This is a genomic window from Paraburkholderia tagetis, from assembly GCF_022213065.1.
Classification (GTDB): domain Bacteria; phylum Pseudomonadota; class Gammaproteobacteria; order Burkholderiales; family Burkholderiaceae; genus Paraburkholderia; species Paraburkholderia tagetis.
The window spans coordinates 118520-144033 of the sequence record NZ_JAKLJA010000009.1 but is presented as its reverse complement, the minus strand read 5'-3'; the positions used below and the strand labels follow the sequence as shown (position 1 = coordinate 144033).

The 25514-nt window shown below is 65.2% G+C and carries 24 protein-coding genes; 18 read left to right on the top strand and 6 right to left on the bottom strand.

Features of this window, described 5'->3' with window-relative positions; all coding sequences use genetic code 11:
- Positions 1-47: 47 nt before the first annotated feature.
- Positions 48-842, bottom strand: a complete 795-nt coding sequence (locus L5014_RS14025; protein ID WP_238464344.1) for a glycosyltransferase family 2 protein — start codon at positions 840-842, stop codon at positions 48-50.
- 294 nt (positions 843-1136) lie between these two features.
- Here L5014_RS14025 and L5014_RS14020 point away from each other — a divergent pair, with 294 nt between their 5' ends.
- Both L5014_RS14020 and L5014_RS14015 read left to right on the top strand, forming a co-directional pair.
- On the top strand, positions 1137-1538 hold the full coding sequence (locus L5014_RS14020) for a VOC family protein (RefSeq protein WP_238464343.1): 402 nt from the start codon (positions 1137-1139) through the stop codon (positions 1536-1538).
- A gap of 119 nt (positions 1539-1657) precedes the next feature.
- Complete coding sequence (locus tag L5014_RS14015; RefSeq protein ID WP_238464342.1) at positions 1658-2344, top strand: helix-turn-helix transcriptional regulator; 687 nt, start codon at positions 1658-1660, stop codon at positions 2342-2344.
- Positions 2345-2512: 168 nt separating this feature from the next.
- On the opposite strand, the gene L5014_RS14010 is transcribed toward L5014_RS14015, so the two are convergent.
- The 3 genes from L5014_RS14010 to L5014_RS14000 are packed head-to-tail and all read right to left on the bottom strand — an operon-like array spanning position 2513 to position 5460.
- Complete coding sequence (locus tag L5014_RS14010) at positions 2513-3967, bottom strand: NAD(P)(+) transhydrogenase (Re/Si-specific) subunit beta (protein ID WP_238464341.1); 1455 nt, start codon at positions 3965-3967, stop codon at positions 2513-2515.
- Entirely contained in the window at positions 3964-4296 is a 333-nt protein-coding gene (locus L5014_RS14005) for an NAD(P) transhydrogenase subunit alpha part 2 (protein ID WP_238464340.1), read from the bottom strand. The genes L5014_RS14010 and L5014_RS14005 overlap by 4 nt, the downstream gene beginning before the upstream one ends.
- Positions 4297-4308: 12 nt before the next feature.
- On the bottom strand, positions 4309-5460 hold the full coding sequence (locus tag L5014_RS14000) for a Re/Si-specific NAD(P)(+) transhydrogenase subunit alpha (RefSeq protein ID WP_238464339.1): 1152 nt from the start codon (positions 5458-5460) through the stop codon (positions 4309-4311).
- A gap of 320 nt (positions 5461-5780) precedes the next feature.
- On the opposite strand from L5014_RS14000, the gene L5014_RS13995 reads away from it, so the two are divergent.
- The 3 genes from L5014_RS13995 (at position 5781) to L5014_RS13985 (ending at position 9400) form a co-directional block, all read left to right on the top strand.
- The gene (locus L5014_RS13995; RefSeq protein ID WP_238464338.1) at positions 5781-6311 is read left to right on the top strand and encodes an NUDIX hydrolase; all 531 of its coding nucleotides are present in this window, start codon (positions 5781-5783) and stop codon (positions 6309-6311) included.
- Positions 6308-7576 (top strand): tRNA 2-thiouridine(34) synthase MnmA, encoded by a 1269-nt coding sequence (gene mnmA, locus L5014_RS13990; RefSeq protein ID WP_238464337.1) that lies wholly within the window; start codon positions 6308-6310, stop codon positions 7574-7576. Before L5014_RS13995 ends, mnmA begins: the two co-directional genes overlap by 4 nt.
- A gap of 216 nt (positions 7577-7792) precedes the next feature.
- The gene (locus tag L5014_RS13985; protein WP_238464336.1) at positions 7793-9400 is read left to right on the top strand and encodes an FMN-binding glutamate synthase family protein; all 1608 of its coding nucleotides are present in this window, start codon (positions 7793-7795) and stop codon (positions 9398-9400) included.
- Positions 9401-9462: 62 nt separating this feature from the next.
- Here the strand turns inward: L5014_RS13985 and L5014_RS13980 are convergent, their stop codons facing one another.
- Positions 9463-10074, bottom strand: a complete 612-nt coding sequence (locus tag L5014_RS13980; RefSeq protein WP_238464335.1) for a glutathione S-transferase — start codon at positions 10072-10074, stop codon at positions 9463-9465.
- 194 nt (positions 10075-10268) lie between these two features.
- On the opposite strand from L5014_RS13980, the gene L5014_RS13975 reads away from it, so the two are divergent.
- The 13 genes from L5014_RS13975 (at position 10269) to L5014_RS13915 (ending at position 24064) form a co-directional block, all read left to right on the top strand.
- Positions 10269-11792: an aminopeptidase P N-terminal domain-containing protein gene (locus L5014_RS13975; protein ID WP_420800064.1), complete on the top strand. Its 1524-nt coding sequence runs from the start codon at positions 10269-10271 to the stop codon at positions 11790-11792.
- A 151-nt stretch (positions 11793-11943) separates the two neighbouring features.
- Positions 11944-13365, top strand: a complete 1422-nt coding sequence (locus L5014_RS13970; RefSeq protein WP_238464333.1) for a UbiH/UbiF/VisC/COQ6 family ubiquinone biosynthesis hydroxylase — start codon at positions 11944-11946, stop codon at positions 13363-13365.
- A gap of 224 nt (positions 13366-13589) precedes the next feature.
- Positions 13590-14654: a tRNA dihydrouridine synthase DusB gene (gene dusB, locus L5014_RS13965; protein WP_238464332.1), complete on the top strand. Its 1065-nt coding sequence runs from the start codon at positions 13590-13592 to the stop codon at positions 14652-14654.
- Complete coding sequence (locus L5014_RS13960; protein WP_065065118.1) at positions 14651-14884, top strand: Fis family transcriptional regulator; 234 nt, start codon at positions 14651-14653, stop codon at positions 14882-14884. Before dusB ends, L5014_RS13960 begins: the two co-directional genes overlap by 4 nt.
- A 98-nt stretch (positions 14885-14982) precedes the next feature.
- A complete protein-coding gene (purH, locus tag L5014_RS13955; protein WP_238464331.1) occupies positions 14983-16548 on the top strand; it encodes a bifunctional phosphoribosylaminoimidazolecarboxamide formyltransferase/IMP cyclohydrolase in 1566 nt (521 codons plus the stop codon).
- A gap of 229 nt (positions 16549-16777) precedes the next feature.
- Entirely contained in the window at positions 16778-17320 is a 543-nt protein-coding gene (gene ruvC, locus L5014_RS13950) for a crossover junction endodeoxyribonuclease RuvC (protein WP_238464330.1), read from the top strand.
- 358 nt (positions 17321-17678) lie between these two features.
- A complete protein-coding gene (locus tag L5014_RS13945) occupies positions 17679-18266 on the top strand; it encodes a DUF3304 domain-containing protein (protein ID WP_238464329.1) in 588 nt (195 codons plus the stop codon).
- A gap of 96 nt (positions 18267-18362) precedes the next feature.
- On the top strand, positions 18363-18890 hold the full coding sequence (locus L5014_RS13940; protein WP_238464328.1) for a DUF3304 domain-containing protein: 528 nt from the start codon (positions 18363-18365) through the stop codon (positions 18888-18890).
- Positions 18877-19515: a DUF3304 domain-containing protein gene (locus tag L5014_RS38800; RefSeq protein WP_238464327.1), complete on the top strand. Its 639-nt coding sequence runs from the start codon at positions 18877-18879 to the stop codon at positions 19513-19515. Before L5014_RS13940 ends, L5014_RS38800 begins: the two co-directional genes overlap by 14 nt.
- Before the next feature lie 21 nt (positions 19516-19536).
- Entirely contained in the window at positions 19537-21150 is a 1614-nt protein-coding gene (locus tag L5014_RS13930; protein WP_238464326.1) for a T6SS phospholipase effector Tle1-like catalytic domain-containing protein, read from the top strand.
- A gap of 120 nt (positions 21151-21270) precedes the next feature.
- Complete coding sequence (gene ruvA, locus L5014_RS13925) at positions 21271-21852, top strand: Holliday junction branch migration protein RuvA (protein WP_238464325.1); 582 nt, start codon at positions 21271-21273, stop codon at positions 21850-21852.
- 143 nt (positions 21853-21995) lie between these two features.
- Entirely contained in the window at positions 21996-23081 is a 1086-nt protein-coding gene (gene ruvB / locus L5014_RS13920) for a Holliday junction branch migration DNA helicase RuvB (protein WP_238464324.1), read from the top strand.
- Positions 23082-23119: 38 nt separating this feature from the next.
- Positions 23120-24064, top strand: a complete 945-nt coding sequence (locus L5014_RS13915) for an oxygenase MpaB family protein (RefSeq protein WP_420800063.1) — start codon at positions 23120-23122, stop codon at positions 24062-24064.
- Positions 24065-24170: 106 nt separating this feature from the next.
- Here the strand turns inward: L5014_RS13915 and L5014_RS13910 are convergent, their stop codons facing one another.
- Positions 24171-25328, bottom strand: coding sequence for a branched-chain amino acid ABC transporter substrate-binding protein (locus tag L5014_RS13910; protein WP_238464323.1), 1158 nt, complete (start codon positions 25326-25328; stop codon positions 24171-24173).
- Positions 25329-25514: the final 186 nt, after the last annotated feature.

The window sequence follows — 25514 nt, the reverse complement described above, 5'->3', positions numbered from 1 at the left end:
CACAGCCCTCACCCCTGCTTTAGACACACTCCGCGTCAGACGCAAATTCAGACTCGCGCAGGCCCGACATCCGTGCCGCCCGGCTCGACGGGCAGCGGATATCCTTCGTACTCCGGAAAGAGCCTGGGCAGCAGGAAAGCCGGCAGCGAGTGGCGCGAAAAGCACCGCGAGGTTGAAGCCGGGTGGATCAGATGCAGGCAGCTCGCCTGAGTGTCCTCAGCGGCGAGCACTTTCTGGCCCGATTCCACCACACGGCGGATGAAGCTCTCGTCCTCGCACAGGTTGACATCGTCGAAGCGCGCGATGTCGAACAGCGCCTTGCGGTACACGTAGGCAAAGCCGTAGAAAAGAATGAAATCGGCGCCAATCTGCATCTTCTCGTGAAAGGTCACCGTGCCCACTTCCTTGCCCTTGAGCACGTAATGCAGGCCCACGCGCGCATTCAGGTCCATGTAGCCTAAAAACTGCGTATGCGGCGCATACATCCAGAACGTCGAGAGCTTCATGAGCTGCGCGCCGCTCTCGTGCAACAGCCGCACCATGCCCGAGAGATAGTGGGTGGCGTAGTGATCGTCGTCGTCGAAGTGGGCGATCAGCTCGCCGCGCGACTCGCCCACGAGGAAATTGCGCTTCGCGCCGATCGACATGGGTTGCTTCGACCAGTAGTAGCGCACGCGCGGATCGGTGTCGGCGAGCTGGCGCATGAAGGCGCTGGGCTGCGGGCTGTCGTCGAGCACGAGCCACTCCCAGTCGACTTGCTGACGCGCCACGCAGCGCGCGATCGCCGGCAGGAAGGCCTCGCGGTTGGCCGTGGGCGTGATGATGGAGATGTTTGGAGACATGAAGCGCGAGCCGCCGGACCAAGAGAATAGACCCGCCGATTACAGCAGATTTGCGCGCGCCTCTCTCTCGAAAACGTACGCAGACACCGCGCTGTGCCGGGCAATGACGGTCCCGGGATCGTCCTGTCAAAGCTACTGACAGCACGCTGTCAGTAGCACCTCAGCACACTGTCTCTACGCCGACCCGCGCGGCGCGCAGCGGCGCAGCGGGCAGGCCGGCGCCACGGCATCCCGCCAGCCGCCGCCATTTCACCGCATCCGCCATCGACACTATTGGCATCCGAGGAGCGCATCATGTCGACCGAAGTTTCCCATGAAGTTTCCCGTGTCATCTCGTGGTTCGAAATCCCCGCGCACGACCTGGACCGCGCCGCCACGTTTTACGAAACCGCCTTCGATACGGCGCTGCAGCGCGAGGTGGTCGGCGGGGTGCCGATGGCGCTGTTCGCCCACACGGAGGCGGAAACCGGCGGCTGCATCGTCTTCAATCCACGCGACGCCAAGCCGGACCCGAAGGGCGTGCTCGTGTATCTGAACGCGCATCCGTCGATCACGGCCGTGCTCGACCGCGTGGAAAAGGCCGGCGGCAAGAAGCAAGGCCCCGCGCTGGAGCTGCCCAACAATTACGGCTATATCGGTTTTTTCATCGATACCGAAGGCAACCGCGTGGGCCTGCACGCCGCCAAGCTGGGCTGAGCGGCGCTATCATCTGCGCTACCGCGCGAAAGCAAAAGCGAACACGAGCACGAGCGCCGCCCGCAGCGCAGTCCGCCCAGCAAGTCCGGACCCCGTCCACCGTTCTGGCCCGCCCAACCATGACCCGCCGAGCCGACCGCCTTTTCCGCATCGCCGAGCTGCTGCGCGGTCGCCGCCTCACCACCGCGCAGCAGCTCGCGCAGTGGCTCGAGGTGTCGCCGCGCACCGTCTATCGCGACGTGCGCGACCTTCAGCTTTCGGGCGTGCCGATCGAAGGCGAAGCGGGCATCGGCTACCGGCTCGCCCGCACGGCTAGCCTGCCGCCGCTCACCTTCACCGCTGACGAGCTCACCGCGCTCGCCGTGGGCGCGCGCATGGCCGAATCCTGGGGCGGCGCCGTGCTCGCGGGCGGTGCGCGCGGCGCGCTCGCGAAGATCGCCGCGGCCATGCCCGCCGAGAAGCGCGCAGTGCTCGAGCGCATCGCCGTGTTCGCGCCGTCGTATCACGTCGATCCCGCGTATTCGGAGAAGGTGGACGCGTTGCATCGCGCCGTCGACGCGCGGCTCGTGGTTCGCTTCGCGTATTGCGATCGCATCGGCGCGCATACCGAACGGCGCATCTGGCCGCTCGGACTCGTGTACTGGGGCGCGCAGTGGACGGTCGGCGCGTGGTGCGAAATGCGCGAGGACTTCCGCAACTTCAACATCGCCCGGATGAACGACGTGGAAGTGCTCGAACCGTTTCCCGACGTAAGCGGCAGGCGGCTCGCCGACTATTTGCGACGCGTAGAAGCGCCGTCGAAGTAACGCCGCGTATGGGTACGCATGCGCTTGTGCTTGTGCTTGTGCTTGTGCTTGTGCTTGTGCTTGTGCTTGTGCTTGTGCTTTCGCTTGTGCTTGTGGTTCTAATGCAGGCGTAAAAAAGCGCGCATCGCTGCGCGCTTTTTCGTGGCCGGGAAACTTCGGCAATGGCGCTTATTCCACCGCCTTCACCATCTCCTCGATCACCTTCTTCGCATCGCCGAACACCATCATGGTCTTGTCCATGTAGAACAGTTCGTTATCCAGCCCCGCGTAGCCCGCCGCCATCGAACGCTTGTTCACGATGATCGTGCGCGCCTTGTAGGCCTCGATGATCGGCATGCCCGCGATCGGCGACTTCGGATCGTTCTTCGCCGCCGGATTCACCACGTCGTTCGCGCCCAGCACCAGCACCACGTCGGTCTGGCCGAACTCGTTGTTGATGTCCTCCATCTCGAACACCATGTCGTAGGGCACCTCGGCTTCCGCGAGCAGCACGTTCATGTGCCCAGGCATGCGGCCTGCCACCGGGTGAATTGCGTAGCGCACGTCCACGCCCTTTTCCACGAGCTTGTCCGTGAGCTCCTTCAACGCATGCTGCGCGCGCGCCACGGCAAGCCCGTAGCCGGGCACGATCACGACGCTTTCGGCATTGCCGAGCATGAACGAGGCGTCGTCCGCCGAGCCCGACTTCACCGGCCGCTGCTCCTGCGCGCCGCCCGCCGCCGCCCCGCCCGCTTCGGCGCCAAAGCCGCCCAGCAGCACGTTGAAGAACGAGCGGTTCATCGCGTGGCACATGATGTACGAGAGAATCGCACCCGACGAGCCCACCAGCGACCCGGCGATGATCAGCATCGCGTTGTTCAGCGAGAAGCCGATGCCCGCCGCCGCCCAGCCCGAGTACGAGTTCAGCATCGACACCACCACGGGCATGTCCGCGCCGCCGATCGGGATGATGATGAGCACGCCCAGCGCGAACGCGATCGCCGTCATGATGATGAACGGCAGCCACGACTGCGTGAGGAAGAACAGGATGCCGAAGCCGATCATGCCCAGCGCGAGCATCAGGTTGATCAGATGCTGGCCCGGGTAGACCACCGGCGCGCCCTGGAACAGGCGGAACTTGTACTTGCCCGAGAGCTTGCCGAAGGCGATCACCGAACCGCTGAACGTGATTGCGCCCACGAACGTGCCGATGAAGAGCTCAATGCGGTTGCCGTAAGGAAGGAAGCCCGCATATGGCGCGTCTTCGGCCACGAGCCCGAACGCGGCCGGCTCCGAGACCACGGCATAGGCGATGCACACCGCCGCGAGACCGATCAGCGAGTGCATGGCGGCCACCAGCTCCGGCATCTTGGTCATCTCGACGCGCGCGGCCACAAACGCGCCCAGGCCGCCGCCCACCACCAGCGCGCCGAACAAGAGCCCGAGACCGAGCCCGAGGTTCGAGCCGAACTGCGCGGACTGCTTCGCAATCAGCGCAAGGGTGGTGAGAATGGCAATCGCCATGCCCACCATGCCGAACATATTGCCGGCGCGCGCGCTGCGCGGGTTCGAGAGGCCCTTGAGCGCCTGGATGAAGCAGACCGACGCCACCAGGTAGAGCAGCGTAACGACGTTCATGCTCATCGTGCGCCCTCCTTGTTGCCGGACGCGGCGAGCTTCTTCGGTTCCTTCTTGCGGAACATCTCCAGCATGCGCCTCGTGACGAGGAAGCCGCCGAACACGTTCACGGCCGCGAGCAGCACCGCGAAGGTGCCGAAGAACTTGCCCGCGCCGCCCACCGTGAGGCCGGTCGCCAGCATCGCGCCCACGATCACGATCGCGGAGATCGCATTGGTCACGGCCATGAGCGGCGTATGCAGCGCGGGCGTGACGTTCCAGACCACGTGATAGCCCACATACACGGCCAGCACGAAGATGATCAGGTTGATGACGGTATGGTTGATCAGTTCCATCGCCGGGTCTCCTCAGGTCTTGCGCGTAACGGCGCCGTCGCGTGCCAGCAGCGTGGCCGCGACGATGTCGTCCGCGAGATCGATATTGAGCGCGCCTTCCTTGGTCACGATCAGCTTCAGGAAGTCGAGCAGGTTGCGCGCGTAGAGCGACGAGGCATCGGCGGCCACCATCGACGCGAGATTCGTGTAGCCGCAGATCTGCACGCCGTGTTGCGTGACCACCTCGTCGGCAACGGTGAGCGGGCAGTTGCCGCCGCGCCGGCCGGTGGCCTGATCCGCGACGGGGCCGCGCCCGGCCGCGAGGTCGATCACCACGGAGCCCGGCTTCATCGACTGCACGGTTTCAGCGGGCAATAGCGTGGGCGCGTCGCGGCCCGGAATCAGCGCGGTGGAGATCACGATATCGGCCTGCTTCGCGCGCTCGTGCACCAAAGCCGACTGGCGCGCGAGCCACGAAGGCGGCATGGGCCGCGCGTAGCCGCCCACGCCTTGCGCCGCTTCGCGTTCCTCATCGGTTTCGTAGGGCACGTCGAGGAACTTCGCGCCCAGCGACTCGATCTGCTCCTTCACGGCCGGACGCACGTCCGAGGCCTCGATCACGGCGCCCAGGCGCTTGGCCGTGGCAATCGCCTGCAGGCCCGCCACGCCCGCGCCCAGGATCAGCACGCGCGCGGCCTTCACGGTGCCGGCGGCGGTCATGAGCATCGGCATGAAGCGCGGATAGAGGTTCGAGGCCACCAGCACCGCCTTGTAACCGGCGATGTTGGCCTGCGAGGAGAGCACGTCGAGGCTCTGCGCGCGCGTGGTGCGCGGCGCGGCTTCGAGCGAGAACGCCGTCACGCCTGCCTCCGCCAGCTTCCCAGCGTTCTCGGCGTTAAAGGGGTCGAGCATGCCGACCAGCACCGCGCCGCGCTTCATGAACGCCAGTTCGCTGACCGATGGCGACTGGACCTTGAGCACGAGCTCGGCGCCGAACGCGGCAGCCGCGTTGCCGATCTGCGCGCCCGCGGCCGCATAGGCGTCGTCGGGAAAGCTCGCGCCGGTGCCGGCGCCTGCCTGAATGGTGACCGTGTGACCCTGCGCGACGTACTTCTTGACTGTCTCCGGCGTCGCGGCCACGCGGGTCTCGTTCGCCCGGGTTTCCGCGGGCACTCCGATATGCATCGCTGTTTCCTCCTCGACCTGCTTTCTTTCTAATCTGGCTCTAATCGAGCGGTGTGAGGCCGACAAGGCTCGCCGGCTTTCTGTTGCAACGGCAAACTGCCGCACCACTTTAACCGAAACCGCCAGCGCGACTGAAGCAGGAATAAGCCGGAATTGCCCTTTTTTGTGCACTGCACACAACACTTTTAGATATCCGACCGGCCGGTCGGCGAGACCACGTGCAGGCGGCCTTCGCGTTGCGCATGCCGTCTGCATCGCGTTGCCGGACGCGCGATCCGGCCCCCGGCAGCGTTGTGCGCGTGCCGGTAAAATAGCGGCCCATGAATAATGAAACCTGGGCACCCCACGTCACCGTGGCGGCAATCGTCGAGCGCGACGGGCGTTTTCTGCTCGTCGAGGAGCACACGCCTGCGGGCTTGCGCCTGAACCAGCCCGCCGGGCATCTGGAAGCCGGCGAGACGCTTCATGAAGCCGTCGTGCGCGAGACGCTGGAAGAAACCGCTTATGCGTTCGCGCCCGAGGCACTGATCGGCATGTACATGACGCATTTCGGCAAGCCCGGCGAAAGCGGCACGACGTATCTGCGCTTCACCTACTGCGGCAGCGTGGCGAGCGAGCCGGAACAACGCGCGCTCGATCCGGACATCGTCCGCACGCTGTGGATGAGCGTCGACGAACTGCGTGCTGCAAGCGCGCGCCATCGCACGCCGCTCGTCATGCAGTGCGTCGACGATTACCTCGCGGGCAAACGCGTGCCGCTCGACTTCGTGCACACGCACGCGATTGGACCTAAAGCGGGACCGAAGGACCCAAAGCAGGCTGAGAGCAGCAACAAGGCAGCAGACAAATGAGCAAACGTAAGGTCGTGGTAGGCATGTCGGGCGGCGTCGATTCGTCGGTTACGGCATGGCTGCTCAAGGAGCAGGGGTTCGACGTCGTCGGTCTCTTCATGAAGAACTGGGAAGACGACGACGACGGCGAGTACTGCTCGACGCGCCAGGACTGGATCGACGTGGTGTCGGTCGCGGACCTGATCGGCATCGACGTCGAGGCGGTCAACTTCGCCGCCGAGTACAAGGACCGCGTGTTCGCGGAGTTCCTGCGCGAATACTCGGCGGGCCGCACGCCGAACCCCGACGTGCTCTGCAACGCCGAGATCAAGTTCAAGGCCTTCCTCGACCACGCGATGACGCTGGGCGCGCAGACCATCGCCACGGGCCATTACGCGCGCGTGCGCGAGAACAATGGACGTTTCGAACTGCTGAAGGCGCTCGATCACACGAAAGATCAGTCGTACTTCCTGCATCGTCTGAACCAGGCGCAGCTTTCGAAGACGATGTTCCCGCTCGGCGAAATCCCGAAGACCAAGGTACGCGAGATCGCCGAACAGATTGGCTTGCCCAACGCGAAAAAGAAGGACTCGACCGGCATCTGCTTCATCGGCGAGCGGCCGTTCCGCGACTTCCTGAACCGCTATCTGCCGACGAAACCCGGTCCGATGATGACGCCCGACGGCAAGGTCGTGGGCGAGCATATCGGCCTCGCGTTCTACACGTTCGGGCAACGCAAGGGCATCGGCCTTGGCGGCAGCAAGGACGGTAGCGGCGACCCGTGGTTCGTCGCGGGCAAGGACATGGCCACGAACACGCTCTACGTCGTGCAGGGCCACGATCATCCGTGGCTGCTCGCGCACGAACTGCGCGCGGGCAACGTGAGCTGGGTCGCGGGCGAGCCGCCCGCCGACGGCCACGCGTGCGGCGCGAAAACGCGCTACCGCCAGGCCGACGCGCCCTGCTCGTTCAAGGCTGCGCCCGTGGGCATCGAAGGCGACGTGGGTGCGGGCACGGGTGCGGGTGCGGGTGCGGGTGCGGGTGCGGGTGTGGGTGTGGGTGAATTCGCGCTGCACTTCCCCACGGCGCAATGGGCCGTGACGCCGGGCCAGTCGGCGGTGCTCTACGACGGCGACGTGTGCCTCGGCGGCGGCATCATCGAAGCCGTGACGACGCTGGAACCGCACGTGCCTGCCGTGCCGCCCCCGGTCGCGCCGAAGAAAAAGCGCTCGCCGCGCAAGAAGTCCGCGCAGTTCGCCGCGTCGGCGGCACAAGACCAGGCGTAAGTTCGCTCGCGCGGCGCACCCAGCGCCACGCGATCCGCACCCCGTGCGCTCCGCTGTTCCCCCGGTTTTCCTCTCCTCCGGCCTTTTGCCGTCCTCCCGGCCAACTTCACAAACTTGCGGCATCATTCGGGCACGCTGGCGCCTCACCCGGGCGCGGCTGGCGCGCGTGGCCACAACCCGCCTCGCGCAGCGAATCAAAAGATCGAGGAGTTCCCCATGTTTTCCCGACGTTACCTCGCCATGTGGTGTGCAGTGCTGCTGTTGTCAGCCTGCGTGATCGCATCGGCACTCCATCATCTGTCGTGGCTGTGCGCCATCGTGCCCGCGCTCATCGTCGCGCTCGGCATCTACGACATGACCCAGCAGCGCCACGCGATCCTGCGCAACTATCCGCTCTGGGGCCATCTGCGCTTCCTGTTCGAATTCGTGCGGCCCGAGATCCGCCAGTACTTCGTCGAAGACGACACCGACGAAAAACCCTTCTCGCTCGTGCAGCGCAGCGTGGTCTACCAGCGCGCGAAGAACACCGTCGATAGCCGCCCGTATGGCACCGAGCTCGACGTGAAGGCAGTGGGACACGAATGGATCAGCCACTCGCTCGCGCCGACCAGGCTCGCGGGCAGCGACTTCCGCGTGCTGGTGGGCGCACAGCGCGAGCAGCCGTATTCGATGTCGATCTTCAATATCTCGGCGATGAGCTTCGGCGCGCTGTCCGCCAACGCGATCCGCGCGCTCAACCTGGGCGCGAAGAAAGGCGGCTTCGCGCACGACACCGGCGAAGGCTCGATGTCGAAGTATCACCGCGAAAACGGCGGCGACATCATCTGGGAAATCGCCTCGGGCTACTTCGGCTGCCGCAACGAAGACGGCACGTTCAGCGCGGAGAAGTTCCAGCGCCTCGCCCAGGAGCCGCAGGTCAAGATGATCGAAGTGAAGCTCTCGCAAGGCGCGAAGCCGGGTCACGGCGGCATGCTGCTGGCCGCGAAGGTCACGCCCGAGATTGCCGAGACGCGCGGCATTCCGATGGGCCAGGACTGCGTCTCACCGGCGCGCCATTCAGAGTTCTCCACGCCGCGCGGCCTGCTCGAATTCGTCGAGCGTCTGCGCAAGCTTTCGGGCGGCAAGCCCACCGGCTTCAAACTCTGTATCGGCCATCCGTGGGAGTTCTTCGGCATCGCCAAGGCCATGCTCGAAACCGGCATCCTGCCCGACTTCATCGTCGTGGACGGCGCCGAAGGCGGCACGGGCGCGGCGCCCATCGAGTTCACCGACCATATCGGCACGCCGCTCCAGGAAGGCCTGCTGCTCGTGCACAACACGCTCGTGGGCATCGGCCTGCGCGAGAAGATCAAGATTGGCGCGAGCGGCAAGATCATCACCGCGTTCGATATCGCCAAGACGCTCGCGATCGGCGCGGACTGGGTCAACTCGGCGCGCGGCTTCATGTTCGCGGTGGGCTGCATCCAGGCGCAGAAGTGCCACTCCGACCGCTGCCCCACGGGCGTCGCCACGCAGGACCCCGCGCGCCAGCACGCGCTGAACGTGCCCGACAAGGGCGAGCGCGTCTACTACTTCCATCGCAATACGCTGCACGCGCTGCAGGAAATCCTCCAGGCCGCGGGTCTCGAAAGCCCCGCCGATCTGCGGGCGCATCACATCGTGCGCCGCGTGTCGTCGTATGAAGTGAAGCTGATGTCGGAATTGCTCAGGTACCTGAAGCCCGGCGACCTCGTCGAAGGGCGCTATCGCTATCAGTTGTACGAGAAGTGGTGGCCGGTCGCGCGCAGCGATTCGTTCGCGCCCGATGTGGAGAAAATCGTCTGATGATTTGAGGGTGGCGCGCGCGACGCTCTCGCAGCGGGCGCGCAACCTCTGTCACTCCGTCACTACGCCTGCGGCACCGTATCCACGAACGACTGCCGCTGCATGAGCTTCTCGAAATGCCGCGCGAGATTCGGATGCGGATCGCGCCAGTCGAGCTCCGGCATGCGGAAGTCGAGATAGCCGAGCGCGCAGCCCACCGCGATGTCGGCGAGCGTGTAGCGGTTGCCCGCGCACCACGCATTGCCCGCGAGGCCCTTGGCCATCGCGTTCAGGCCTTCGCGAATCTTGCGCTGCTGGCGCGCGACCCACGCCTCGCTGCGCTGCTCGGGCGTGCGCTGCGTGCCTTCCGCGCGGATCAGCACGGCGGCGTCGAGCATGCCGTCGGCGAGCGCCTCCCAGCACCGCACCTCCACGCGCTCGCGCCCGCCTTGCGGAATCAGCTTGCCGACCGGCGAGAGCATGTCCACGTATTCGCAGATCACGCGCGAATCGAACACGGCTTCGCCGTCCTCCATCACGAGACATGGCACCTTGCCGAGCGGGTTGAAATCGTGGATCGCCGTATCGGCGCCCCACACGTTTTCAAGCACCAGCTTGTAGTCGATTTTCTTTTCGGCGAGCATGATCCGCGCCTTGCGGACATACGGGCTGCCGAGCGAACCGATAAGTTTCATCGCACCTGCCTTTTCTGGAATCCGGCGGAAGTATACGTTGGAATGGTCAAATTCTGACGGGTCGCCTACTGTAGCGCTGGATTTCTCCGACCCGCGCCTGTCGGCTCGATGCAACAGCGGGCGCCGTCAGCCCGCGAACGGCCCGGCCGCCGAGGGTTCCAATGCGGGTCACACCCAGGCGCTACAATCGCACGATGGACACGACCCTCACGGAAAGCGCCTCGGCCGCCTCGCGCGCCGCAGCCGATGCGCCGCGCGGCCCCGACGGCGGCGCCGCGCTGTACCGCGCGCGCCGCGAACGCGTGCTCGCCGCGTTACGCGCAAAAGGCGGCGGCATTGCGCTGGTGCCCACCGCCCCCGAGGCGGCGCGCAACCGCGACACCGAATTTCCGTATCGGCACGACAGCTACTTCTATTACCTCACCGGCTTCACCGAGCCCGAGGCGCTGCTCGTGCTCGATGCGAGCGCGGGCGAAAACCAGCCCGCCGCGATCCTGTTCTGCCGCGCGAAGAACGTCGAGCGCGAAACGTGGGAAGGCTTTCGCTTCGGGCCTGACGGCGCGCGCGAGGCATTCGGCTTTGACGCCGCGTTTCCCGTCGACGAGATCGACACCCAGGTGCCGCGCCTGATCGCCGATCGCCCGGCGCTGCATTACGCGCTGGCGGCCTCGGAACGCTTCGATGCGCAGGTCAAACGCTGGATCGATGCCGTGCGCGCGCAGTCGCGCGGCGGCGTCACCGCGCCGGCCGCCGCGTACGATCTCGTGCCGCTGCTCGACGACATGCGCATCGTCAAGGACGCACACGAGCTCGACACCATGCGCCGCGCCGCGAAGATCTCGGCGCTCGCGCACGTGCGCGCCATGCAGGCGTGCCGCCCCGGCATGCGCGAATACGAGATCGAAGCCGAGCTGCTTTACACCTTCCGCAAGCACGGCGCACAGGCGCCCGCCTACGGCTCGATCGTCGCGACAGGCGCGAACGCCTGTGTGCTGCACTATCCGGCCGGCAACGCGGTGGTGCGCGAAGGCGATCTGATCCTGATCGACGCTGCGTGCGAGCTGAACGGCTATGCCTCCGATATCACGCGCACCTTCCCCGCGAGCGGCCGCTATACGAGCGCCCAGCGCGAGCTCTACGAAATCGTGCTCGCGGCGCAGCAGGCCGCCATCGACGCCACGCGCGCGGGCGTGAACTTCGAGGCGCCGCATGAGGCCGCCGTGCGTGTGCTCGCGCAAGGGCTCCTCGATACGGGCATCGTGGACAAGCAGCGCTTTGCGAGCGTCGACGACGTGATCGCCGAGCGCGCCTATGCACGCTTCTACATGCATCGCACGGGGCATTGGCTCGGCATGGACGTGCACGACGCGGGCGACTATCGCGAACGAGGCGCGCAGCCCAGCGGGGCCACGAATGGCGCAAATGGCGCAAATGGCGCGAACTCCGCGAACTCCGCGAACGCGGCGGGCGCCGCTGCGTCGGGCGCCGCCGTCGCGCCGCCCTGGCGCACGCTGCGGCCCGGCATGACGCTCACGGTCGAGCCCGGCCTCTACGTGCGCGCCGCCGAAGACGTGCCCGAGCGCTACTGGGACATCGGCATCCGTATCGAAGACGACGCCATCGTCACGGACACGGGCTGCGAGCTCATCACGCGCGACGTGCCCGTGACCGTCGACGAAATCGAGGCGCTGATGCAGGACGCGCGCCGCAGCGCGTGAGCCACTCGATTTACGTGAGCGGCATGAGTCGCGCGAGCGGCACGCGCCCCCCCCCCCCCCCCCCCGGCGAGCCGCCGCACGCGCATAAGCACGCACAAGCACGCTCGAGCGCGCAGCAAAAAAGCCAACGATCTGAACTGAACGCAGCGACATGAATGCAGTGAACGCAACAAGCGGGACCACGAGCGGAACCGGGCACGCGCCCAGCGAGTACGACGTCGTCATCGTCGGCGCGGGGCCGGTCGGGCTCGCGCTCGCCGGCTGGCTCGCGCGGCGCAGCGCGACGGCGGCGCTCTCGGTCGCGCTGATCGACGCGCGCGAGCCGGACGACAGCGCCGGCGACCCGCGCGCGATTGCCGTCTCGCAGGGCAGCCGCACGCTGCTGCAGGCGCTCGCGTGGCCGCAGGACGCGACGCCCATCGAACGCATCCACGTCTCGCAGCGCGGCCGCTTCGGCCGCACGCTCATCGACCGGCACGACTACGACCTGCCCGCACTCGGCTATGTCGCGCGCTATGGCGCGATCGTGCAGTCGCTCGCGCACGCGGTGCGCGGCACGCGCGTGCACTGGCTCCATCACACGCATGCGCACGAGCCGGTCGTCGAGCACGACCGCGTGACGTTGTCCGTGCAAAGCGCGGGCGTCGCGCGCACGCTGCACACGCGCATTCTCGTGAACGCGGAAGGCGGGCTCTATCGAACGCCGGCCGCGCACAAACCGCGGCGTACCGAGGCGGATCTGGACGAGGAACAAGACGAATCGGCCATGCGCGATTGGGCCGCCGAGGTAGACCACGCGGCATCCGCCAGCGCTTCGAGCGAAGCCGGCTCCGCCACGGACGCGGACGTGGACGCGCACGATCACGCACACGAGCACGCCGCAGCCGGACAAACGCCCAACCATGACCAGAAACACGCCCCGAAGCGCACCCGCGACTACGGCCAGACCGCACTGGTCGGCGTGGTGACGGTTTCGGCGCCGCAGCCGCACGTGGCCTGGGAGCGCTTCACGAATGAAGGCCCGATCGCGCTTTTGCCGATGGGCGGCGTGCGCGGCGCGGACTACGCGCTAGTGTGGTGCTCGTCGCCGCTCGAGGCCGAGCGTCGCGCGCAGCTTTCCGACGGCGATTTCCTCGCCGAGCTCGGCGCCGCCTTCGGCCCGCGAATGGGCCGCTTCACGCAGATACATGGCCGCGCGGCATTTCCGCTCGGTCTGAACGCACTCGACACGCTGGTTTCGGGCCACAACCGCATCGCGGCTGTGGGCAACGCGGCACAAACGCTGCATCCCGTGGCCGGCCAAGGTCTGAATCTCGGCCTGCGCGACGCCCACGCGCTCGCCGATGCCCTCGCCCAGCACGGCGCCACGCCGCTCGCACTCGCCGACTTCGCGGGCCGCCGCGCCTTCGACCGTCGCATGACGATCGGTGCGACGGACACCCTCGCGCGCCTGTTCACCATCGACTTCGCGCCGCTCGCGGCGCTGCGCGGCCTCGCGCTCACGGCGCTCGAGTTCGCGCCGCCGGTCAAGACGGCACTCGCGCGGCAGATGATGTTCGGGCAGCGGAATTGATATGACCAATCGGCGCCGCCGATTCACTGCTCGCAAAGGAAAGGGTCGAATCGCGTTTCGATAAGAAGGCGTTAAGCCTCAAACAACACCAGGGTCCGCAAGCCGAGACCACCCATCTCGTTAACGCTAAAATACGCGTTTCCCCTTTTCGAGCCGCAGCCGCGCCAACGCCTTCGACACCCGTCGAAGCCCGCCGGGCGCCCTCCCGCTTTCGTCCGCGCAACATGTTCACAATTGGCCGTCACACCCTGCGCAACAACCTGTTCGTCGCCCCCATGGCGGGCGTCACGGACCGGCCGTTCCGTCAGTTGTGCAAGCGCCTGGGCGCGGGCTACGCAGTCTCGGAGATGGTTGCATCCAACGCGCAGCTCTGGAAAAGCGAGAAGACCATGCGCCGCGCCAACCACGCGGGCGAGGTCGAGCCCATCGCCGTGCAGATCGCCGGCGCCGACCCGGAGATGATGGCCGAAGCGGCGCGCTATAACGTCGCCAACGGCGCGCAGATCATCGACATCAACATGGGCTGCCCGGCCAAGAAGGTCTGCAACGTGGCGGCCGGCTCCGCGCTGCTGCAAAACGAGCCGCTTGTCGCGCGCATCGTGAAGGCCGTGGTGGACGCCGTGGGCATCGGCCCCGACGCCGTGCCCGTCACGCTCAAGATTCGCACGGGCTGGGACCGCGAGCACCGCAACGCGCTCACCATCGCGCGGATTGCGGAGGAAAGCGGCATTTCCATGCTCACCATGCATGGGCGTACGCGCGCCGATCTCTATCACGGCGACGCGGAATACGAAACGATTGCGGCGGTCAAAGCCGCGGCGGGCATCCCGGTGGTTGCCAATGGCGACATCACGAAGCCGCAAAAGGCACGCGACGTGCTCGCCTTCACGGGCGCGGACGCCATCATGATCGGCCGCGCCGCGCAGGGGCGCCCGTGGCTCTTTCGCGAGATCGAGCACTTTCTCGTCACGGGCGAGCTGCTGCCGCCCCCGCGCGTGGATGAAATCCAGACGATCATGAACGAGCATCTGGAGGACCACTACGCGTTTTATGGCGAGTTTACGGGCGTGCGTACTGCGCGCAAGCATATCGGCTGGTACACTCGCGGCCTTTGCGGCGCCAATGCGTTCCGGCATCGCATGAACACGCTGGACACCACACGCGACCAACTCGCCGCCGTCAACCAGTTCTTCGACGAGCAAAAGGCCGTTTCCGAGCGCCTCGTCTACGTCGACGACGAGAACGGCACGGATGGCGAGCGCGAACCCACCGATCGACTGGCAGCATGAGCAAGCACAACATCGAACAATCCGTCCGCGAGAGCCTGGGCATGTACTTCCAGGATCTCGACGGCAGCAACCCGCACGACGTCTACGAAATGGTGATGGCGTGCGTCGAAAAACCGATGCTCGAGGTGGTGCTCGAGCAGGCAGGCGGCAACCAGTCGCTGGCCGCCGAGTATCTCGGCATCAACCGCAACACGCTGCGCAAGAAGCTTCAGCAGCACGGCCTGCTGTAACGGCCCGCTGTAACGACCGTCACCGCTCTTACGGACGGCACTGGTACTGGACTTCTGGCGCGGACTCCTCGATCCCTCGGCAACTTCTCCCCCCCATCATGATCAAGCAAGCGCTCATCTCCGTCTCCGACAAGGCCGGTATCGTCGATTTCGCGAAATCGCTGTCCGACCTCGGCGTCAAGATCCTGTCGACCGGCGGCACCGCGAAACTGCTCGCGGACGCAGGTCTCTCCGTCACCGAAGTAGCCGATTACACCGGCTTCCCGGAAATGCTCGATGGGCGCGTGAAGACGCTGCACCCGAAGGTTCACGGCGGCATCCTTGCGCGCCGCGACCTGCCCGAGCACATGGCCGCGCTCCAAAAGCACGACATTCCGACGATCGACCTGCTGGTCGTGAACCTCTACCCGTTCGTCCAGACGATCTCGAAGGAAGAGTGCTCGCTGGAAGACGCGATCGAGAACATCGACATCGGCGGCCCGACCATGCTGCGCTCGGCGGCGAAGAACCACCGCGACGTGACCGTCGTGGTCGACCCCGCCGACTACGCGAAGGTGTTGGAAGAGATGCGCGCGAACGGCAACACCGTGAGCTACGCCACCAACTTCCGCCTCGCGACCAAGGTGTTCTCGCACACGGCGCAGTACGACGGCGCGATCACGAACTACCTCACGAGCCTCACTGAAGCGCTCGAGCACAAGTCGCGCAACACCTACCCGGCCGTGCTGAACCTCGCGTTCGACAAGGTCCAGGACCTGCGCTACGGCGAGAACCCGCACCAGAGCGCCGCGTTCTACCGCGACCTGCAAGCGCCGGCTGGCGCGCTCGCGAACTACACGCAGATCCAGGGCAAAGAGCTCTCGTACAACAACATCGCCGACTCGGACGCCGCCTGGGAATGCGTGAAGACCTTCGACGCGCCGGCCTGCGTGATCATCAAGCACGCGAATCCGTGCGGCGTGGCCGTGGGCGCGAACGCGCACGAGGCGTATTCGAAGGCGTTCCAGACCGATCCGACCTCGGCGTTCGGCGGCATCATCGCGTTCAACCGCGAAGTGGACGAAGCGGCTGCGCAGGCCGTGTCGAAGCAGTTCGTCGAAGTGCTGATCGCGCCGTCGTTCTCGGACGCCGCCAAGGCCGTGTTCGCGGCGAAGCAGAATGTGCGTCTGCTCGAAATCGCCTTGGGCGAAGGCCATAACACGTTCGATCTGAAGCGCGTGGGCGGCGGCTTGCTGGTGCAATCGCTCGACGCGAAGAACGTGCAGCCGCACGAACTGCGCGTGGTGACCAAGCGCCACCCCACTCCGAAGGAAATGGACGATCTGATGTTCGCATGGCGCGTCGCGAAGTTCGTGAAGTCCAACGCCATCGTGTTCTGCGCGAACGGCATGACGATGGGCGTGGGCGCGGGCCAGATGAGCCGCGTGGACTCGGCGCGCATCGCCAGCATCAAGGCCGAAAACGCAGGTCTCAAGCTCGCGGGCACGGCAGTCGCGTCGGACGCGTTCTTCCCGTTCCGTGACGGCCTCGACGTGGTGGTCAACGCGGGCGCGACCTGCGTGATCCAGCCGGGCGGCTCGATGCGCGACGACGAAGTGATCGCCGCCGCCGACGAGCACAACATCGCCATGGTGATGACGGGCTTCCGCCACTTCCGTCACTGATCGTCATCGATCTTCATTGATGGCCGGGAGCGGCGCGCGTTTTACACGCGTTTTGCACGCGTTTTGCACACGCTGCCGCCTCGCCGCAAAGCCCGCTGGACGGACGTCCCGCGGGCTTTTTTCTTCGCCGCGCGCGCCCGGCGCCTCATGCATCGAGGCTCGCGGCCCCTGTGCCGTTCGTTGTACCATCGCAGGCACATTCCAGGCACACCCGTTTTTCCCGCATTTCATGAGAATTCTCGGCATCGACCCCGGCTTGCGCGTGACCGGCTTCGGCGTGATCGAGCGTCACGGCCATCAGCTCACGTATGTCGCAAGCGGCGTCATCCGCACTGCCGATGCCGATCTGCCCACGCGCCTCGGCACCATCTTCGAAGGCGTCTCCACGCTGATCCGCCAGCACGCGCCCGACCAGGCGGCCATCGAAAAAGTCTTTGTCAACGTCAATCCGCAGTCGACATTGCTGCTCGGCCAGGCGCGCGGCGCGGCGATCTGCGGGCTCGTTTCGGGCGGCGTGCCGGTGGCCGAATACACCGCGCTGCAACTGAAGCAGGCCGTGGTGGGCTATGGCCGCGCGACCAAGGAGCAGATGCAGCAGATGGTCGTGCGCCTCTTGAGCCTCACGGGCACGCCTGGCACCGATGCCGCCGACGCACTCGGCATGGCGATCTGCCACGCGCACAGCGGCGACGCGCTCGCGACGCTCGGCGGCATCGCGCCCACGCTCGCGAAGAAGGGCGTGCGCGTGCGGCGCGGGCGGTTGATTGGGTAACGGCGGGGCTAATATTCCGTTCCGCTGATCTCCGAACAAAGTCCGGTGCGGCTTTCCAAGCCACCGTCGAACGATGTCACCGGCAGCCGTAGCGACGTGTATGAGGTAGGTCGCAACGATGCCGATGGGTACGTTATCCACCCGCCGGATGGCTGTACCGAGACGGATAGTTCGCCAGCGACTTGCGTCCTGATAATAAGCGATGAGTTTTCAGACTTTGCTGAATTGAATCGACGGTGCTCGCACGGTAAAAGCCTTCAAGGGCGGAATTAGCCCCATATTGCGGCCTCCTATCATCCTGCAATCCCGAGGTACATGGCTGCGTCCCATCCGAGACAATCAGCAAGGAGGTCAGCCCATGGCGGACCTGCAAGCCATACGCGGACGGCAGGCATATCACCGGGATGTGTTCCGCAAGCTTCCAGTAGTTATTCCCCGCCGCCTTACGTGGTTCAAAGCCGCATTTGCACGTTCGGCGAAGTCTCTGCATACCGCCGCACTGGCGGTTGGAACAGCCGTAGCGCTTTCAGCCTGCGGCCATGCCTTACCCGATGATCCCTTCGTCAGCGAAGGCCAGGCGATGGCAATGGTGCCGATCAACCATACGGACCGGTACGCGGTAAATATCTTCGTGGACAAGTACTGGGCGGGGAACGTAACGCATCAGGCTGGTGGTGGTGCCGCTGCGTGCTGCTATCCCGGTCTCAAGGACTGGCGTCAGCCCGTCACAATCAGGTGGACGTGGGGCTGGGAGGAAGATCCCAAAACGAATGCCGTGACTATGCCGGACGAGCCGCACACGGTCGTTGCGCACTTCCCCTCCGGCGGTCCACACAGCGACCGTGATCCCATGAAGGACGATGCCTACGTCTGCGTGATCCTGCGCGATCTGAATACAGCGGAACTCAGATTTTCGCCTTCAGCGTCTGGTTGTGCCAGCAGATAACAACAAAGGAACCGGTACACCATCTCCCATGATTGCGGCCCGTTGCCATCGCTACTGGCTACCTACCGATGCAGTCAACAAGAAGGAAATCCGACTATGCACGAATTGAAAAAGCGCCCTTGTGCGTACTCTTTCGTCGCTGCCGGCTCACTGGCGATGTCTCCGCGTACCACTGTCCTTGCGGTGGGCGCAGCGTTCGCGCTTTCGGCCTGCGGCCATGCCTTACCCGATGATCCCTTCGTCAGCGAAGGCCAGGCGATGGCAATGGTACCGATCAACCATACGGACCGGTACGCGGTAAATATCTTCGTGGACAAGTACTGGGCGGGGGACGTAACGCATCAGGCTGGTGGTGGTGCTGCTGCGTGCTGCTATCCCGGTCTCAAAGACTGGCGTCAGCCCGTCACGATCAGGTGGACATGGGGCTGGGAGGAAGATCCCAAAACGAATGCCGTAACTATGCCGGACGAGCAGCACACGGTCGTTGCGCACTTCCCGTCTGGCGGTCCACACAGCGATCCCGATCCCATGAAGGACGATGCCTACGTCTGCGTGATCCTGCGTGACCTCAACACGGCAGAACTCGCATTTTCGCCGAATCGATCTGGTTGTGCCGACAGGTAGCGACAAAGGAACCATTACGCCATCTCCGACGATTGCGGCCCATTGCCATCGCGACGGGCTGCCTAACAATGCAGTCAACAAAAAAGGAAATCCGACTATGCCCGGATTGAAAAAGCGCCTTTCTGTGTACTCTTTCGTCGCAGCCTGCTCACTAGCGATGCCCCGGCGTACCACTTTTCTTGCAGTGGGCACAGTGATCGCGCTTTCGGCCTGCGGCCATGCCCTGCCCGATGATCCCTTCGCCAGCGAAGGCCAGGCGATGGCGATGGTGCCGGTCAACCATACGGACCGGTACGCGACAAATATCTTCGTGGACAAATACTGGGCTGGAAATGTTGATGAGCACTCAGGCGGCAGCGCTGCTGCGTGTTGCTATCCAGGCCTCAAGGACTGGCGCCAGCCGGTGACAGTCCGGTGGACGTGGGGCCAAGAGTCTGATCCTCAAACCAAGGTCGTTCTGAAAAAGCGCGAACAGCGAACCGTTACTGCTTATTTCCCACCCAACGGCCCTCACAGCGACCGTGATCCCATGAAGGACGACGCCTACGTCTGCGTGATCCTGCGTAACCTTGACACGGCAGAACTCGCATTTTCGCCCAATCGATCTGGTTGTGCCGACAAATAACCACAAAGGAACCGCTACGCCATGACAGTACGCCAAGCTGGTGCCCCCATTACGGACGATGGACTCTTCGACGCTGCAAGGGAGGGCGGCAGAAAAAAAATGGGGGAATTGCTCTCGCCTGCCAACAAGGCTGGCCCGCTTTCGCTGCGCGATACCAAGTGCCGTCTATACCCCGAGCTCTCGTTTTTCTTCGATGGCACCGGCAACAATCTTGACATCGACGAGCCGCTACAGCGCCTTTCGAATGTCGCCAAGCTGTATCGCGCCGCAACCAGAGATAAAGAAGGCAGAGGAGCCACGCCAACATATATCCCTGGCGTGGGCACCCCATTCAAGGTACCCAAGTTCATGGGCTACACCGACGAGCTTATGGATGACAGAGGCGGCGCTGCGGGTCTGGGTCTGGGCAAGGGCGGTGAGATGCGCATCCAGTATGCACTGGCGGAATTCTCGCGCATTCTTGAGCGCGAGTGGGGTTCCGCTGCGTGGAAGGCCATGCAGTTCATTAGCGTTTCTGTCTTCGGCTTCTCGCGCGGCGCGACCGAAGCACGGGCCTTTGTACGCCGGTTGACTAGAACGAAATGCCAACGTACGGATGGTGGTCTGGTCTGGCAGGCCCCCTTCGGGGAGCGCACGCCGGTGCGCATCAAGTTTATGGGGCTGTTCGACACGGTGGCGTCGGTCGGCGGGCCAACGCTGCATCTCGATTGGGCCAGTGCCCTGGCGATTCTGCCCGAAGTCGAACGCTGCGTGCATTTCGTTTCCGCGCACGAGGTGCGTGAAGCGTTCCCGCTAGATTCCGTCCGAGTGGACCGTGTCTATCCGGGCAACTGTGAGGAAGTGATCTATCCCGGCGTGCACTCGGACGTGGGCGGCGGGTACGAGCCGGACGTACAGGGGCGCAGCAACCGGTTGGCGCGAATCCCGCTGCGCCACATGCTGGCCGAGGCCATCCGGGCCGGAGTGCCAATGCAATTGCCGAAGCAGCTTGATCCCAAACTACGTGAAGACTACACGTTGGCCGATAACGATCCAGTTGTCGCGCTATACCAAGGCTATATGGCTGCCTTGCCAGCAGCAGAAGGAGACGACGTTGAATCACTGATACACGCACATCGCCGCCTGAATTTCCAGTGGCGCGCAGCCATGGAGCGTCAGCCCCGTGAAACGCGCGTACTCGGACGGCTGTACGGAAAAGTCAGTGCCGCCTGTGAAAGCGTGCCCCCTGCGACTGACTCCGACCATCCGGAGTGCCATCCCACTCAGTGGACTTATGACGTTCCATCGCATCCTGAGGAACAGGCTCGGCAACTGCTGCGCGAACAACGCAGACTCGTGCAACAGGTGACGTATCTGCGCAATCCCATTGTGCGCCCTGCGAGCAATCGCGACTGGCCGCCACCGGAGCCGCGCAAGCGAACTGCGTATGAAGACCTGATCCTCGAAGCATGGGATAACCAAGAGGCATTGCCCGCCGCCGTGGACGGACTGCTGGCCGAGCACGTTCACGATTCGGTTGCGCACTTTACTTCGTGGCCATGTGCGCTATACGACCCGCGCGGTCTGTACTGCGATGGCAAAAAGTATTACGCGAATGCAGTCGAGGCCGGAGGCCGCAGCGTCGAAACCGTGTAATGGCAGTTGCAAAGGGCCAGTATCCCGTGCCGCCTTCAGTCGTGCCAACGTAATCGAGAAGCACGCCGCAGCACGGCGCGCTCCGCTACACTTGCCCTTTCCCTCATCACTGAATCCGCCATGATCGGTCGCATTGCCGGCGTATTGCTGGAAAAGAACCCGCCGCACCTGCTCATCGACTGCAACGGTGTCGGCTACGAAGTCGATGTACCGATGAGCACGTTCTACAACCTGCCCGGCACCGGCGAAAAAATCGTGCTGCTCACGCAGATGATCGTGCGCGAGGATGCGCATCTGCTCTTCGGCTTTGGCACCATCGAAGAGCGCGCGACGTTTCGCGAGTTGCTCAAGATCAGCGGCATCGGCGCGCGCATGGCGCTGGCCGTGCTCTCGGGCATGAGCGTGCACGATCTCTCGCAGGCCGTGACGTTGCAGGACTCGGCGCGCCTCACGCGCGTGCCAGGCATCGGCAAGAAAACCGCAGAGCGCCTGCTGCTCGAACTCAAGGGCAAGCTCGGTGCCGATCTCGGCGCCATGGCCGCCGCGGCATCGCCTTCGGATCACGCGAACGACATCCTCAACGCGCTGCTCGCACTCGGCTATTCGGAGAAGGAAGCGCTCGCCGCCATCAAGAGCGTGCCGGCCGGCACGGGCGTCTCCGAAGGCATCAAGCTCGCGCTGAAAGTGCTCTCGAAAGCCTGATCGCCTTCGCGCCTGCCCGCAGTGGGCTCACAGCAGTCTCACAGCGAGCACGCAGCAGGCTCGCAGCGCGCTGTTAGTTGCGACGCCATCATGGCGCGAGGAACGGCCCCGCCGCCGCATAGCCTGCGCGGTACAATCGCTGCATGATCGAAACCGACAAACTCGCCGCAGACCGCACATCCGGCGCCGGCGCCAGCCGCGTGATCGCCGCCACGCCGGCCTCGTCCAAGGAGGAGGCATTCGAGCGCGCGCTGCGCCCGCGCCAGCTCGACGAGTACGTCGGCCAGGAAAAGGTGCGCGGCCAGCTCGAAATCTTCATCGAGGCCGCGAAACGCCGCTCGGAACCGCTCGACCACGTGCTGCTGTTCGGCCCGCCTGGCCTCGGCAAGACCACGCTCGCGCACATCATCGCGCGCGAAATGGGGGTCAATCTGCGGCAGACCTCCGGCCCCGTGCTCGAACGCGCGGGCGATCTTGCGGCGCTGCTCACCAATCTCGAAGCGAACGACGTGCTCTTTATCGACGAAATCCACCGGCTCTCGCCGGTCGTCGAGGAAATCCTGTATCCGGCGCTCGAGGACTACCAGATCGACATCATGATCGGCGAAGGGCCGGCCGCGCGCAGCGTGAAGCTCGACCTCCAGCCGTTCACGCTCGTGGGCGCGACCACGCGCGCGGGCATGCTCACGAACCCGCTGCGCGACCGCTTCGGCATCGTCTCGCGGCTCGAGTTCTACAACGCGAGCGAGCTCTCGCGCATCGTGCAGCGCTCGGCTGCGCTGCTCGGCGCGCATATTCACCCTGACGGCGCGCTCGAAATCGCGCGCCGCTCGCGCGGCACGCCGCGTATCGCCAACCGCCTGCTGCGCCGCGTGCGCGACTACGCCGAAGTCAAGGCCGACGGCACGATCACCTCGCAAGTGGCCGACGCCGCGCTCAAGATGCTCGACGTCGATCCCGTGGGCTTCGACCTGATGGACCGCAAACTGCTCGAAGCGATCTTGCACAAGTTCGACGGCGGCCCGGTGGGCGTGGACAACCTCGCGGCGGCAATCGGCGAAGAGCGCGACACCATCGAAGATGTGCTGGAGCCCTACCTGATCCAGCAGGGCTTCCTGCAACGCACGCCGCGCGGACGCGTGGCCACGCAGCTCACCTACCGGCACTTCGGCCTGATCGTCCCCGACAACGCATCGACGGGCGGCGACTGGAGCCCGGACGCGCCGTAAGGCGCGGCAAGGCACGACGCAGCGCGAGCAAGAACACGATGTCCGATCACGCCGGCCGTCCTCCCAACGCTCCCGAGCCGACGGGCCTCGTCGGCCAGATCGCGCAGCGTCTGCGCATGACGCTCGCCGAAAACGTCACGCATCTCACCACGGGCAGCGGCCCGAAGCTCGACTACTCGTCGCCGCCCGGCGATCCCGGCCTCTTCGGCCCCGACACCATCTGCTGGAAAGTGCATGCCGATTTCGCCGGGATGATGACGGGCGGCATCAGCGCGCTGCTCCTTCAGGCCTTGCACCCGCTCGCGCTCGCGGGCGTGTGGGACCACTCGACGTTTCGCGCCGACATTCTCGGCCGCCTGCGCCGCACCGCGACCTTCATCTCCGGCACGACCTACGGCAGCCGCGCCGACGCCCTCGCGCTCATCGAGCGCGTGAAGAAAATCCACCTCGCAGTGACGGGCACCGCGCCCGATGGCCGCGCGTATCGCGCGAGCGACCCTGCGCTGCTCACGTGGGTGCACGTGGCCGAGGTATCGAGCTTTCTCGCCGCGTATCTGCGCTATGTGAATCCCGCATTGCCGGGCGAAGCGCAGGACCAGTACTACGCTGAAGTCGCGCTCATCGCGCAGTTGCTGGGCGCAACCGAGGTACCGCGCTCGCGCGCCGAAGTCGCCGCGTATCTGGAAGCGATGCGCCCCGAGCTCGTCGCGAGCGAGCGCACGCGCGAAGTCGTGCGCGTACTGATGGAAGCGCCGGTGCCGCGCCCGGCGATGCGCCCCGCCGGCGCGCTGATGCGCCACGCGGGCATCGCCTTGCTACCGCCGTTCGCGCAGCAGATGCTCGGCTTCGACCGCTTCGCCCTCGCCCGCCGCGCGATGGTGCAGCCAGGCATGCGCGCGGTCGCGCCCGTGTTGCGCTGGGCGCTCGTCAACGGCGTCTCGAAGCGCGCGCGCCGGCGCGCGGCCGCGCCTCCGGCGCCCTGAGCCCGCCGCTCCTTCGTTCTTCCCGCACGCAACGAAAAACGGCCAGACTGCTTGCGCAGGCTGGCCGCCCATCGGAAACGCCGACCGGTTCGAGACCGGGCGCGTCTTACATCTTCACCACGTCGAGCAGCGTCTTCTTGCCCGCCTTGTAGTTGTAGAGCGAGATCACGCCGTGCTTCAGGTCGCCCTTCGAATCGAACACCGTTTCGCCGATCACACCCTTGTAGTCGGTGCCCGGAATCTGCGCGAGGACCTTCGCATGGTCGGTCGAGTTCGCACGCTTCATCGCATCGACGACGATGTACACCGCATCGTAGGTGAACGGCGCATCGTATTCGACCGCATGGCCAAAGCGCTTCTGGTACTTCGCCGAGAAGGCCGCGCCGCCGTCCATGCGCTCAAGCGCCATGCCGGCCTGCGAGCAGACGATGTTGTCGGCGGCCGTGCCCGCGAGTTGTGCGAGGCTTTCCGTGCACACGCCGTCGCCCGCCAGCACCTTCGCGCGCAGGCCAAGCTGCTTGGCTTGCTTGGCGAACGGGCCGCCGGTGGCGTCCATGCCGCCGTACATGATCGCGTCCGGGTTCTCGCCCTTGATCTTGGTGAGGATCGCGCGGAAATCGACGGCCTTGTCGTTGGTCGCATCGTGCGAGACGACCTTCAGACCGAGCGACTTCGCGGTCTTCTCGAACTCGTTCGCGAGACCCTGGCCATAGGAGGTCGAATCGTCGACCACGGCAACGGTCTTCACGTTCAGGCTTTTGGCCGCGAAGTTGGCGAGCGCGGGACCCTGCTGCGCGTCGGTCGCCACCACGCGATAGGTGGTCTTGAAGCCCTGCTGCGTGTAGGTCGGATTCGTCGACGAAGGCGAGATCTGCACGATGCCCGCGTCGCTATAGATCTTCGATGCAGGAATCGACGCGCCCGAGTTCAGATGGCCGATCACGGCCACGACCTTGTCGTCGACGAGCTTCTGCGCCACCTGAGTGGCCTGGCGCGGGTCGGCCGCGTCGTCCTGGCCGTCGAGCACGAGCGTGACCTTCTGGCCGCCGATCGTGAGGCCCTTCGCGTTGATCTCTTCGATGGCGAGACGCGCGCCGTTTTCGTTGTCCTTGCCGAGGTGGGCCGAGCCGCCCGTGAGCGGACCCACGTGACCGATCTTGACGACTTCGTCTGCGCAAGCATTGGCCGACACCGTGGCCAGACTCGCGGCGAACGTCACGACAGCGGCGCTCACCGGCAACAGCTTGTGAAGCTTGAACGTCATTGAGAATCTCCTGCGGTTTGTTCTTGTCACTGCAGTTCCAAAAACTGCCTTTCGCTTTTTCGTACGCAACCCCGGCCTCGCCGACATCGCCTGCACGTGATGTGCGCGTCCCTCTTCAACGCGCGGCGAAGCACCAAGGTCTGGCAAATGGTAGCAGGCGCAACCAGTTTGCGGTTGGCCTTTGGA